We start from the raw sequence: 13,091 nt of genomic DNA on the forward strand, positions 1-13,091 counted from the left end.
CAGGATCCACCATGTCATCAACTGCTGTTCGCCCTGCCTCCCGGCCACTCAATTTCTGGGTGTGCCTTGGGGTTCCCGCCATTGCGGCGATCGTTCTGGTGCTGCTCGAACTGACCGACCTGGACATGGACCTGGCCAGGCATTTTTATGACCCGGCAGCCGGTGACTTCATCGGCCGGCACAGTTACTTCCTGGAAAACATCCTGCACGACAAGGCCAAGCAAGTGGTCATCGCGTTCTCGGTGTTTGCGGTAATCGGGTTTATCTGTTCGTTTTTCGTCGAGAAACTCAAGCCGTTCAAACGGGAGCTGGGTTGCCTGGTGCTGTCCCTCGGCCTGGCGACTTCTTTTGTTACCCCGGTGAAAGTGGTGACGGCGGTGCAATGCCCGTGGAGCCTGGAACAGTTCGGCGGCCACGAAACCTACAGCGAACTGCTGAGCCCACGGCCACACACCGATAAACCTGGTCGTTGCTGGCCGGGTGGGCATGCGGCGACGGGTTTCACGTTGTTTGCGCTGTTTTTTGTGCTGCGTGATCGCCGCCCTCGGCTGGCGCGCAAGGCGTTTATCTTCGCGGCGGTCCTGGGCACGGTGTTCTCGATCAGCCGGATGATGCAGGGCGCGCACTTTTTCTCGCACAACGTGTGGACGGCGATTTTCTGCTGGCTGATTTGCCTGGGGTCGTATTACTACATCCTGTATCGACCGGCATCCAAGGCTGAGCGGGTTGGCAAGGCAGAACCGGTCAACGCCTGAAGATCAAAAGATCGCAGCCTTCGGCAGCTCCTACAGGGTGTACGCCGCCCTTATGTAGGAGCTGCCGAAGGCTGCGATCTTTTGACTTTGTCCTTTATAGAAGGCAATAAAAAACCCCGCCTGCTTTCGCAGGCGGGGTTTTTCAATACAGGGGTAAGGCTGGCTTACATCATGCCGCCCATGCCACCCATACCGCCCATGTCTGGCATACCGCCGCCAGCCGAGCCTTCTTCCTTGATCTCGGCGATCATGGCTTCGGTCGTGATCATCAGGCTGGCGATGGAAGCCGCTGCCTGCAGAGCCGAACGAGTCACTTTAGCCGGGTCCAGGATACCCATTTCGATCATGTCGCCGTATTCGCCGGTAGCAGCGTTGTAACCGTAGTTACCCGAACCCTGCTTGACCTTGTCGACAACTACGCTTGGCTCGTCGCCGGAGTTGGCAACGATCTGGCGCAGTGGCGCTTCAACAGCGCGACGCAGCAACTGGATACCAACGTCTTGATCGGCGTTGTCGCCTTTCAGTTCGGAGATAGCCTGCAGAGCGCGAACCAGTGCCACGCCGCCGCCAGGTACCACGCCTTCTTCAACGGCTGCACGGGTAGCGTGCAGGGCGTCTTCAACGCGGGCTTTCTTCTCTTTCATTTCAACTTCGGAACCAGCGCCAACCTTGATCACTGCAACGCCGCCGGACAGCTTGGCCAGACGCTCTTGCAGTTTTTCACGGTCGTAGTCGGACGAAGTGTCGGCCACTTGCTGACGGATTTGCAGAACGCGAGCCTGGATATCAGCTTCAACGCCGGCGCCGTCGATCACGGTGGTGTTTTCTTTGGACAGGATCACGCGCTTGGCATTACCCAGGTGTTCCAGGGTAGTGCTTTCCAGGCTCAGACCGATCTCTTCGGAGATAACGGTACCGCCAGTCAGGACGGCGATGTCCTGCAGCATGGCCTTGCGACGGTCGCCGAAGCCTGGAGCCTTGACGGCTGCGACTTTAACGATGCCACGCATGTTGTTCACAACCAGAGTCGCCAGGGCTTCGCCTTCAACGTCTTCGGCCACGATCAGCAGTGGACGGCCGGCTTTGGCAACGGCTTCCAGTACTGGCAACATTTCGCGGATGTTCGAGATCTTTTTGTCGACCAGCAGGATCAGCGGACCGTCGAGCTCGGCAGTCATGGTCTCTGGCTTGTTGACGAAGTACGGGGACAGGTAGCCACGGTCGAACTGCATGCCTTCAACAACCGACAGTTCGTTTTCCAGGCCCGAGCCTTCTTCAACGGTGATCACGCCTTCTTTACCGACTTTTTCCATGGCTTCGGCAATGATGTCGCCGATGGAGTTGTCGGAGTTGGCCGAGATGGTGCCGACCTGAGCGATTGCCTTGGTGTCAGCGCAAGGCTTGGACAGGGCTTTCAGCTCTTTGACGATAGCGATGGTCGCTTTGTCGATGCCGCGCTTCAGGTCCATCGGGTTCATGCCGGCAGCGACGGCTTTCAGGCCTTCGTTGACGATCGATTGAGCCAGAACGGTAGCGGTGGTGGTGCCGTCGCCTGCGTCATCGTTGGCACGGGAGGCAACGTCTTTGACCAGCTGCGCGCCCATGTTTTCGAAACGGTCTTTCAGTTCGATTTCTTTGGCTACGGAAACGCCGTCCTTGGTGATGGTCGGAGCGCCGAAGCTCTTCTCGATGATCACGTTACGGCCTTTAGGGCCCAGGGTCGCTTTTACTGCGTCAGCCAGGACGTTTACACCGGCGAGCATTTTCTTGCGGGCGGAGTCGCCGAATTTAACTTCTTTAGCAGCCATGATCGATATTCCTTAAATACTTTGTAGTAGCGGGAAAATGAGCGGGGAAGTCAGCCTTCGATAACAGCGAGAATCTCGTTCTCAGCCATTACCAGCAGGTCTTCGCCGTCAACTTTCACAGTGTTGCTGCCGGAGTACGGGCCGAACACAACCTTGTCACCCACTTTTACGGCCAGTGCACGCACTTCACCGTTTTCCAGCACACGGCCGGTACCGACAGCGAGGATCTCGCCGCTGTTGGCTTTTTCAGCAGCCGAACCTGGCAGGACGATACCGCCAGCGGTTTTCTTTTCTTCTTCGCTGCGACGGATGACGACGCGGTCATGCAGAGGACGAAGCTTCATTGTCGATCTCTCCTAATTGTGGTTTTCATCGGCCGGTGTATTCCCGGCGGGTTTAACAAATCCGGCGGTGCCGGGTGCGGTTCGTCAAGCGAACCGCGGAAGTCTGTCTGGCATGATCGCCAGAAACCTTGCGGTGACCGTTACATAAGGGCGCATAAGCTTATTACAAGGGCGAGCAAGCAAATTTTTTCATGTTGCTGCCCGCAAACGAACACGGCACCCGAAGGTGCCGTGCAGCTGAAACGCTTTACTTGGGATCGTGGTGTTCGAACTCGCCTTCGATCACGTTGGGCTCGCGGCCCAACGGTTGCTGGCGTGGGGCAGGACCGCCGCGCGATTGCAGGTCGTCGGCGAATGCACGCTGACGGATCGCCTGTTCTTCGGCGCGCTGGCGCATCTTGTTCGCCAGCAGACGGCGAGAGATCGGCATCAGCATGATCAGGCCCAGCACGTCAGTGACGAAGCCCGGCAGAATCAACAGACCGCCCGCCAGTGCCAGCATCAAGCCTTCGAGCATGGTCTGGGCCGGCAGCTCGCCGCGGTTCAGGCTTTCACGGGCCCGCAGTGCAGTAGCCAGACCGGCGATGCGCAGCACGAACACGCCGAGCATCGAGCCGAGAATGATCAGCAGCAGGGCCGGGAAAAACCCGATGGCCCCGCTGACCTTGACGAATACGAACAGCTCCAACACCGGAAACAGTACAAAGAGCAATAAAAAAGGGCGCATCAAATGGTTCCTCAACGCAAGAATGCCTTGCCAGTGTTCCTTAGATGACGTCGCCATATCGTGAATTCAAGCGTCGGCCACTTCATTTTTTGGCCAATGCTCGGCGTGAGCCAGGAAAACCAAGGCTTCGCGCACTTGTGTCGGCGTATTACATGGGGCTTGAAACGGTAGCCAGTACAGCGCCTGGCCAATGCGCAGGTGCATGCCTTCAGTGTCGATACCGGCCAGTTGCGCCGGTTCGGTTTTTGGCAGACCAGCCAGTTCTACGTAGTGGGCGATGGCTTTGGTGTGGTCGGCATTCATGTGCTCGACCATGCTCACTTCGGCTTTGCCGGCAAACGGGTTGGCCAGGGTCAGTTGATCGACCCAGTGAATCGCGCCGAAGCCACCGATGTAGCGGTGACGCACGGGCTTGAGCACCCAGAAATCGAAATCATGCGCCTTGTGGTAGTTCTGCGAATCCGGGAAGTAGCGGTAGTAACGCTCGGCGGCCGCATCGACAGCGGCGGCGTCTTCAATCTTTTCAGCTTCAGCCAGATAGGTCAGGCGACCGACGGCTTGTACGTCTTCGGCCCCGCGCTCGCCCACGAACAGTGAGCACTTAGGATCTTTTTGCAGATTGTGGGTGTGCTGGGCAATGCGGCTGATCAGGATCAGCGGCCGGCCCTGCTCGTCCAGGCAGTACGGAACCACCGAACCGAAAGGGAAACCGGGCATGGCCTTGGAGTGCGTCGAAAGCACTCCGCGGTATTCCTTGAGAAGCAATTCTCGGGCATTCTTGGCCGCTTCAACGCTCAATTTATGACTCCTTATATAGAATCCGTCGAAAAAACGGACAGGCGCCTGGGGATAAGTATCCAGTACGCCATCGGGGCAGTTCTCATGTGCAACCAGGCCACATCAGGTGCAGATCGAGAGGCTCTCTACAAGGATCACCACTGCGACCTGCTATTGGGGCATGCGAATGCAACTCACTGACAAAGTAATCATTATCACTGGCGGTTGCCAGGGTTTAGGCCGTTCGATGGCCGAGTATTTCGCCGGCAAGGGCGCGAAACTGGCGCTGGTCGATCTGAACCAGGAAAAGCTCGATGACACCGTTGCCGCGTGCAAGGCCAAGGGCGTCGAAGCCCGCGCCTACCTGTGCAACGTCGCCAATGAAGAGCAGGTGACGCACATGGTCGCCCAGGTCGCCGAAGATTTCGGCGCGATCCATGGTTTGATCAACAATGCCGGGATCTTGCGCGACGGGCTGTTGCTGAAGGTTAAAGACGGCGAGATGACCAAGATGAGCCTGGCCCAGTGGCAGGCGGTGATCGACGTCAACCTGACTGGCGTATTCCTGTGCACCCGTGAAGTCGCGGCGAAAATGGTCGAGCTGAAAAACAGCGGCGCGATCATCAATATCTCGTCGATCTCGCGCGCCGGCAACGTCGGTCAGACCAACTACTCGGCGGCCAAGGCCGGCGTGGCAGCGGCGACTGTGACCTGGGCCAAGGAACTGGCGCGCTACGGTATTCGTGTCGCGGGCATCGCGCCGGGCTTTATCGAAACCGAGATGACGCTGGGCATGAAGCCGGAAGCACTGGAGAAAATGACCGCCGGGATTCCGCTCAAGCGCATGGGCAAGCCGGATGAGATCGCCCATTCGGCGGCGTACATTTTCGAGAACGACTATTACACCGGCCGGATTCTGGAGATGGATGGCGGGTTGCGGATTTAAGGAAAGATCAAGAGATCGCAGCCTTGTTTCACTCGACAGCTCCTACAGGGTTTTTGCATTCCCCTGTAGGAGCTGTCGAGTGAAACGAGGCTGCGATCTTTTAACAGTCAACTCAGATCAATCGTCGCTGACGGTGATATTCGGCATCGCCGGGGTTGCCGCTTCCTGCAACACAATCCGCGCGCCGACATGGCGGGCCAGTTCCTGGTAAACCAGCGCAATCGGGCTGTCCGGCTCGGCGATTACCGTTGGCTTGCCGCCATCGGCCTGTTCGCGGATGGCCATCGCCAGCGGCAACGACGCCAGCAGTTCAACGCCATACTGAGTGGCCAGTTTCACCCCGCCGCCCTCACCGAACAGATGCTCGGCATGTCCGCAGTTGGAGCAGATGTGCACGGCCATGTTTTCCACTACGCCCAGCACCGGAATGTTGACCTTGCGGAACATTTCCACGCCTTTGCGTGCGTCGAGCAAGGCCAGGTCCTGCGGGGTGGTGACAATCACTGCACCCGCTACCGGGACTTTCTGGGCCAGGGTCAGCTGGATGTCGCCGGTGCCTGGCGGCATGTCGATGACCAGGTAATCGAGATCGCCCCACGCGGTTTGTGTCACCAATTGCAACAGCGCACCGGAGACCATCGGGCCGCGCCAGACCATCGGCGTGTTGTCGTCGGTCAGGAACGCCATGGACATCACTTCGACGCCATGGGACTCAATCGGCACGAACCACTTCTGATCCTTGACCTTCGGTCGGGTGCCTTCTGGAATGCCAAACATGATGCCTTGGCTCGGACCGTAGATGTCTGCGTCGAGAATCCCGACCTTCGCGCCTTCACGGGCCAGCGCCAGCGCCAGGTTGGCGGCGGTGGTGGACTTGCCCACGCCACCCTTGCCCGAAGCCACGGCGACAACGTTCTTGACGTTGGCCAGGCCCGGAATCTGTGCCTGGGCTTTGTGCGCGGCGATCACGCTGGTGATGTCGACACGAGCACTGCTCACGCCGTTCAGGTTCTGGATGGCCATTTCCAACATCTGAGCCCAGCCACTTTTGAACAGGCCGGCGGCGTAACCGAGTTCCAGCTGGACGCTGACGCGATCGCCCTGGATGTCGATGTTGCGCACGCACCCGGCGCTGACCGGGTCCTGGTTCAGATAAGGGTCGGTGTATTGGCGAAGGACGGCTTCCACCGCTGCGCGATTGACGGCGCTCATGGGCAACTCCGATAACAAGACTGGAAAATCAGGCGGGTATCGTACCTGTTCTACAGGCCGGACGGCATGCTTTCAGGATGTGACAATTATCCCATGACCACACACATTCTGTAGCAGCTGGCGAAGCCTGCGTTCGGCTGCGCAGCAGTCGCCAAACCGGACACCGCGTACTGCCTGAAACACCTCCGTGTCCAATTTTACGACTGCTTCGCAGCCGAACGCAGGCTTCGCCAGCTGCTACAAGGGACCGTGATGGCCTGTGCCGGGGGTGAAAAATATGCGCCAGCGCTTTATAGTGGCCGACCTCCGTTTCATCAAGTAGCCGAGCCCCATGTCCGAGCCACGCAAGATCCTCGTCACCAGCGCCCTGCCCTATGCCAATGGTTCGATCCATCTTGGCCACATGCTGGAATACATCCAGACCGACATGTGGGTGCGCTTCCAGAAGCACCGCGGCAATCAATGCATTTATGTCTGCGCCGACGACGCTCACGGCTCGGCCATCATGCTGCGCGCGGAAAAGGAAGGCATCACCCCGGAACAACTGATCGCCAACGTCCAGGCTGAACACAGCGCCGACTTTGCCGACTTCCTGGTGGACTTCGACAATTTCCACTCCACTCACGCCGAAGAAAACCGTGAGCTGTCGAGCCAGATCTACCTGAAGCTGCGCGACGCCGGGCACATTGCCCAGCGCTCGATCACGCAGTACTTCGACCCGGAAAAGAAAATGTTCCTGGCCGACCGCTTCATCAAGGGCACCTGCCCGAAATGCGGCACTGAAGACCAGTACGGCGACAACTGCGAAAAATGCGGTGCGACTTACGCACCGACTGACCTGAAGGATCCGAAGTCGGCAATCTCTGGCGCCACCCCGGTGCTCAAGGATTCCCAGCACTTCTTCTTCAAACTGCCGGACTTTCAGGAAATGCTTCAGGCCTGGACCCGCAGCGGCACCCTGCAAGACGCCGTGGCGAACAAGATCGCCGAGTGGCTGGACGCCGGCCTGCAACAGTGGGACATCTCCCGCGATGCGCCGTACTTCGGTTTCGAGATTCCAGGCGAGCCAGGCAAGTATTTCTACGTGTGGCTGGACGCGCCGATCGGCTACATGGCCAGCTTCAAGAACCTGTGCGCCCGTCGTCCGGACCTGGATTTCGACGCATTCTGGGCCAAGGATTCGACCGCCGAGCTGTACCACTTCATCGGCAAGGACATCGTCAACTTCCACGCGCTGTTCTGGCCGGCGATGCTCGAAGGCGCGGGTTTCCGCAAGCCGACCGGCATCAACGTGCACGGCTACCTGACCGTCAACGGTCAGAAAATGTCCAAGTCCCGGGGCACCTTCGTCAAGGCCCGGACCTACCTGGATCATCTGTCGCCGGAATACCTGCGTTACTACTACGCGGCCAAGCTGGGCCGTGGCGTCGACGACCTCGACCTGAACCTTGAAGACTTCGTGCAGAAGGTCAACTCCGACCTGGTGGGCAAAGTCGTCAACATCGCCAGCCGTTGCGCCGGTTTCATCCAGAAAGGCAACGCCGGTGTGCTGGTGGCGGGTAACGCCGCGCCGGAATTGACCGACGCGTTCCTGGCCGCCGCGCCAAGCATCGCCGACGCCTACGAGGCGCGTGACTTCGCTCGCGCCATGCGCGAAATCATGGGCCTGGCCGACCGCGCCAACGCCTGGATCGCCGACAAGGCTCCATGGTCGCTCAACAAACAGGAAGGCAAGCACGACGAAGTCCAGGCCATCTGCGCCCTGGGCATCAACCTGTTCCGCCAACTGGTGATCTTCCTCAAACCGGTACTGCCGTTGCTGGCTGCCGACGCCGAGGCGTTCCTGAATGTCGCGCCGCTGACCTGGAACGACCACGCCACACTGCTGAGCAATCATCAGTTGAACGAGTTCAAACCGTTGATGACCCGCATCGACCCGGTAAAAGTCCAAGCCATGACCGACGCCTCGAAAGAAGACCTGACCGCCAGCGCTACCGACACTGGTGAAACGGCACCCGCCGGCAACGGTGAACTGGTCAAGGAACCGCTGTCGCCGGAAATCGAATTCGACGCGTTTGCCGCCGTCGACCTGCGGGTTGCGCTGATCCTCAAGGCCGAAGCCGTGGAAGGCGCCGACAAGCTGTTGCGCCTGACCCTGGACATCGGTGACGAGCAACGCAACGTGCTTTCCGGGATCAAGAGCGCTTACCCCGATCCATCCAAGCTCGAAGGTCGCCTGACGATGATGATCGCCAACCTCAAGCCGCGCAAAATGAAGTTCGGGATTTCCGAAGGCATGGTGATGGCGGCCGGTCCTGGCGGTGAAGAAATCTACTTGCTGAGCCCCGACAGCGGCGCCAAGCCGGGTCAGCGCATCAAGTAAGTACTTTGCTGAACAAATCCCACAGTCGTGCCTGGCGTGACTGTGGGATTTTCATGTCTGGCCCATAATTACTCTCAGCCCTTGCCTCACCGTGTAGGAGCTGCCGCAGGCTGCGATCTTTTGATCTTGCTTTTTTAAGATCAAAAGATCGCAGCCTGCGGCAGCTCCTACGGAGATATTCAGCAGCCCGCAAGATACGGACAATCATGACCGAACTGCTCCTTACGCTTATCAGCGCCGCCCTGATCAACAACCTCGTGTTGCAGTGGCCGCTGGGCGTCGATCCGCTGTTGGGTTCGGAGCAAAGGCAGGTCCACGCACTGGGCATTGCCACGGCGAGCCTGATGCTGATCGTCGGTATGCTCGGTTATGCGCTCTATCATTGGCTACTGGTGCCACTGGAACTGACGAGCCTGCGCCTGTTCGTGTTCCTGCCGTTGAGCGTTTTGCTGATCGCCCCGCTTCTGAAGCTGCTGTCGCGATTACTGCCAAAACTTTCGTTCGAAGGCCTCTGGCCGTTGCTGCTGGGCAATGCCGGCGTGCTCGGGCTGACCTTGCTCAACGCCCGGGACGACCAGGGATTTTTCCACGCCACTGCCCTGAGCCTTGGCGCGGGGCTGGGTTTCTGGCTGGTATTGAGCCTGTTCAGTGATTTGCACCAGCGCACACGTGACAACGATGTTCCCCTGCCCTTTCGTGGCTTGCCGATCCAGTTGATCGGCGCCGGACTGATTGCAGTGGCCTTTCTCGGATTCAGTGGACTGATCAAAACATGAGTCTGATTCAACGCATCGACGCCCTCCTGCCCCAGACCCAATGCGGCAAGTGCGGCCATCCCGGATGCAAGCCCTACGCCGAAGGTATTGCCAGCGGCGAGTCGATCAACAAGTGCCCGCCGGGCGGCAGTGAAACCATCGCCGCCCTCGCCGAACTGTTGAAAGTGCCGGTGCTGGAACTGGACATCAGTCGCGGTTCGGCACCGGCGCAGATCGCCTACATTCGCGAAGCCGAATGCATTGGCTGCACCAAGTGCATCCAGGCTTGCCCGGTGGACGCGATCGTTGGCGCGGCGAAACTGATGCACACCGTGATCGTCGATGAATGCACCGGTTGCGACCTGTGCGTGGCGCCGTGCCCGGTGGACTGCATCGAAATGCACCCGTTGCCGCTGGCCACGGTGCTGCCGATTGTCGGTGGCCTGGCGTTCAGCCTAGAAGAACAACGGGCCCGGGCCACCAAGCGTAATCGGACACGGCGTCGGTTCGAACAGCGCAACGCCCGACTACAACGTGAAGAACAACAGAAAGTCGCCGAACGCCAGGCCCGCGCCCAACGTGCCGCGCAACCCAGCGAAGTAACGCTCAATCCGGTGCAAGCCGCCCTTGAGCGAGTCCGTGCGCAGAAAGCCGCGACCGCTGACGCGGCGCTGAAAAAAGCCAAGATCGACGTGGCGATGAGTCGCGCGCAATTGAACAAATCACTGAAGGCGTTCGGGCATCCACCGACCTTCGAGCAACAGTCGCAATTGATCGTGCTGCAACAGCAATTCGAAGCGGCCGAACAAGCACTGGCGCAATTGGAAAGCAGCGCACCGCCAGCTCCGGCACCGGTCGCCCCGGCAAAAGATGCAGAGCTGAAACGGGCAAAAATCCAGTTGGCCATGCGCCGCGCCGACTTGAAAAAAGCGCAAACCAACGAAGCCCCGGCACAGCAGATCGAGGCACTGGAGCAGGCGCTGAAAGACGCCGAACAAGCGTTGCACGATGCAGAAGCCGTCAGCGATCAACCGTTGCCAGATTTGCAGCGCATCGAAAAACGCCCGATCAATAACCAACTTCGTCAGTTGAAAACCGAATTGGCCTACGCCCGCGCCGACGTCAGCAAACTGGAGCGACAATCCGATACGCCTGCCGAGTTGATGAACAAGGCCCGCGCCCGACTGCTGGAAGCCGAACGTCTGGTGGAGGCTTATGTCGCCCCTTGAATCGGTAGACGAACGCCTTCAGCAGGCCATGAAGCTGGTATTACTGGCCACCGTGCCGGGGCGCTGGCGTTGTTTTGGCTGTACGGCTGGGGCGTATTGATCAATCTGATTCTGACCGCGATTACGGCGCTGGCGGTGGAAGCCGTTGTGCTGAAGCTACGCCAACGTGCCATCCAGCCGACCTTGAGCGACGGCAGTGCGTTGGTCACCGCGACGTTGCTGGCGTTGGCGTTACCGCCCTATTGCCCGTGGTGGCTGACGGTCAGTGCGGCAGCCGCAGCCATGCTGTTCGGGAAACACCTGTATGGCGGCGTCGGCAAAAACCCGTTCAACCCGGCCATGCTTGGTTTCGCCCTGGTGCTGGTGAGCTTTCCCCAGCCGATGACGCATTGGCCGTCATCGCATGGCATGGACCTGCTCGGTGGTCTGCAACAGATCTTCGGCTTCAGTTTCAGCCAGACGCCGGATGCCTGGGTCCAGGCCACGGCGCTGGACAGCCTGCGCATCAACAAAAGCCTGACCATGGATGAGTTGTTCGCCGGCAATTCGGCGTTCGGCCATTTCGGCGGACGCGGGGTGGAATGGGTCAACTTGGCGTTCCTTGCCGGCGGCGCCTTCCTGCTGCAGCAACGGGTATTCAGTTGGCATGCGCCGGTGGGCATGCTCGCCAGTCTGTTCATCATCAGCCTGCTGTGCTGGAACGGCTCGGGCTCGGATTCCCATGGTTCGCCGTTGTTTCACCTGCTGACTGGCGCGAGCATGCTCGGTGCTTTCTTTATCGTCACGGAGCCGGTGTCCGGCGCCAAAAGCCCTGGTGCCCGGCTGATGTTCGGCGCAGGTGTGGGACTGCTGACTTACCTGATTCGAACCTGGGGCGGTTACCCGGACGGCGTGGCGTTTGCCGTGTTGCTGATGAACCTCTGTGTACCGGCGCTGGAGCGGTTTGTCGCCGGCCGCCAGGAGCGAAGCGCACCATGAACCGGGCGACCAGCGTTGTGACATTGGTGTTGTTGGCCGGCCTGGGAATCGGCGCGACCTACCTTGTTCAACACACCAGTGCCGAGCGCATTGCCGCCGAACAACGGCTGATCGACAGTCGCACGCTGCTGGATATGTTGCCGCCCGAGAGTTACGACAATCAGCCGCTGCAAAAGCCACTGGTCCTCGACAATACCTCGCTGAGCAACAGCACATTGCTGACGGGTTACCTGGCAACCAAGGCTGGCCAACCCAACGCCGTGTTGCTGCGCAGCCAGACTGTGGGCTACACCAGCAGCATCGAGTTGCTGATTGCCATCGACGCCAACGGCAAACTGCTCGGCGTCAAAACCCTCAAGCAGTCGGAAACGCCAGGCCTGGGCGGTCGTCTCGCCGACTGGCCGAACGCTTGGCTGCACCTTTTCACCGGCAAGTCGCGCACCGACCCCGCTGACAATGGCTGGGCGCTGAAAAAGGATCAGGGACAATTCGATCAAATGGCCGGGGCGACCACCACCTCGCGAGCGGTGATCAACGCCATTCATGATGCGTTGCGCTACTTTGATGAACACCGGCAACAACTGATCGGGAGTGGCGTCCGTGAATAAAGCCTCTGTGCAGAACTCGCTGATGCTGGCGCCGCTGATCGGCGTCACTAGTTCCCTGATGACCGCCCTGGGCCTGTGGCTGATGTTCGTGGTGGTGATTGCTGCATATGGGGCGGGAATGGGGCCCGTACGCCCCCGACTCGTTCCGTGGGCACGCGTGCCGGCCGGGGTTTTGCTGGCGGCCGCGCTGACCAGTTGCGCCGAGCTCGCCGGGCAAGCCTGGTCGCTGCAATGGCAGCAAAACCTGGGGCTGTATGCCGGACTGATTGCCTTGCAATGCGTCGTGTTGGACAGCAATGAATTTTTCCAGAGCCCTTGGCGCGATCGCTTGCGCCTGTGTGGCCTGTTCGGCGCGCTGATGATGGGCATGGGGTTGCTGCGTGAACTCGTCGGCAACGGCACTGTTGGCGCGCATCTGTCCTGGCTGGTCGGCGGGCTGGATTGGCCCGGCTGGGTGCTGACCGCCGACGGTGGCTTGCGCCTGGCCACACTGGTCCCCGGCGGATTTATTCTGCTGGGGCTGCTGATCGCTGCAAAACAAGCTTGGCTTCGCCCCTCAAACTGACCGC

At 59.7% G+C, this 13,091-nt stretch carries 12 protein-coding genes and 1 pseudogene; 8 read left to right on the forward strand and 5 right to left on the reverse strand.

Translation table 11 applies throughout. The annotated features are described in order from the left end of the window. Positions 1–11 precede the first annotated feature (11 nt). Entirely contained in the window at positions 12–755 is a 744-nt protein-coding gene (locus LOY68_RS25360; protein ID WP_265040601.1) for a phosphatase PAP2 family protein, read from the forward strand. Positions 756–919: 164 nt separating this feature from the next. Here the strand turns inward: LOY68_RS25360 and groL are convergent, their stop codons facing one another. The 4 genes from groL to LOY68_RS25380 form a co-directional block, all read right to left on the reverse strand. Next, positions 920–2,563: a chaperonin GroEL gene (groL, locus tag LOY68_RS25365; RefSeq protein WP_133838179.1), complete on the reverse strand. Its 1,644-nt coding sequence runs from the start codon at positions 2,561–2,563 to the stop codon at positions 920–922. Between the two features lie 50 nt (positions 2,564–2,613). Continuing rightward, a complete protein-coding gene (locus LOY68_RS25370; protein WP_054045166.1) occupies positions 2,614–2,907 on the reverse strand; it encodes a co-chaperone GroES in 294 nt (97 codons plus the stop codon). Positions 2,908–3,154: 247 nt separating this feature from the next. Beyond that, positions 3,155–3,634: an FxsA family protein gene (locus LOY68_RS25375; RefSeq protein ID WP_054045168.1), complete on the reverse strand. Its 480-nt coding sequence runs from the start codon at positions 3,632–3,634 to the stop codon at positions 3,155–3,157. Between the two features lie 66 nt (positions 3,635–3,700). Further along, positions 3,701–4,432, reverse strand: a complete 732-nt coding sequence (locus LOY68_RS25380) for a HugZ family protein (RefSeq protein WP_163912431.1) — start codon at positions 4,430–4,432, stop codon at positions 3,701–3,703. 166 nt (positions 4,433–4,598) lie between these two features. On the opposite strand from LOY68_RS25380, the gene LOY68_RS25385 reads away from it, so the two are divergent. Beyond that, positions 4,599–5,357 carry an SDR family oxidoreductase gene (locus tag LOY68_RS25385; protein ID WP_054045171.1) on the forward strand — a complete coding sequence of 253 codons (759 nt, stop codon included), beginning with the start codon at positions 4,599–4,601 and terminating at the stop codon, positions 5,355–5,357. 117 nt (positions 5,358–5,474) lie between these two features. Here LOY68_RS25385 and apbC read toward each other — a convergent pair whose 3' ends face one another. Further along, positions 5,475–6,569, reverse strand: coding sequence for an iron-sulfur cluster carrier protein ApbC (apbC, locus tag LOY68_RS25390; protein ID WP_265040606.1), 1,095 nt, complete (start codon positions 6,567–6,569; stop codon positions 5,475–5,477). A gap of 331 nt (positions 6,570–6,900) precedes the next feature. Here apbC and metG point away from each other — a divergent pair, with 331 nt between their 5' ends. From metG to LOY68_RS25420, 6 genes and pseudogenes are all read left to right on the forward strand, one after another. Further along, complete coding sequence (metG, locus tag LOY68_RS25395; protein WP_163912425.1) at positions 6,901–8,952, forward strand: methionine--tRNA ligase; 2,052 nt, start codon at positions 6,901–6,903, stop codon at positions 8,950–8,952. A 206-nt stretch (positions 8,953–9,158) separates the two neighbouring features. After that, positions 9,159–9,728 carry an Rnf-Nqr domain containing protein gene (locus tag LOY68_RS25400; RefSeq protein ID WP_265040608.1) on the forward strand — a complete coding sequence of 190 codons (570 nt, stop codon included), beginning with the start codon at positions 9,159–9,161 and terminating at the stop codon, positions 9,726–9,728. After that, a complete protein-coding gene (rsxB, locus tag LOY68_RS25405; protein ID WP_265040609.1) occupies positions 9,725–10,936 on the forward strand; it encodes an electron transport complex subunit RsxB in 1,212 nt (403 codons plus the stop codon). Before LOY68_RS25400 ends, rsxB begins: the two co-directional genes overlap by 4 nt. Next, a pseudogene (locus LOY68_RS25410) lies at positions 10,923–11,914 on the forward strand (RnfABCDGE type electron transport complex subunit D). Before rsxB ends, LOY68_RS25410 begins: the two are co-directional and overlap by 14 nt. After that, positions 11,911–12,522, forward strand: coding sequence for an RnfABCDGE type electron transport complex subunit G (locus LOY68_RS25415; RefSeq protein ID WP_265040611.1), 612 nt, complete (start codon positions 11,911–11,913; stop codon positions 12,520–12,522). The pseudogene LOY68_RS25410 and the gene LOY68_RS25415 overlap by 4 nt, the downstream one beginning before the upstream one ends. Then, positions 12,515–13,087: an Rnf-Nqr domain containing protein gene (locus LOY68_RS25420; RefSeq protein WP_265040613.1), complete on the forward strand. Its 573-nt coding sequence runs from the start codon at positions 12,515–12,517 to the stop codon at positions 13,085–13,087. Before LOY68_RS25415 ends, LOY68_RS25420 begins: the two co-directional genes overlap by 8 nt. Positions 13,088–13,091 lie beyond the last annotated feature (4 nt).

The organism is Pseudomonas sp. B21-053 (assembly GCF_026016365.1).
GTDB classification, from domain to species: domain Bacteria; phylum Pseudomonadota; class Gammaproteobacteria; order Pseudomonadales; family Pseudomonadaceae; genus Aquipseudomonas; species Aquipseudomonas nunensis.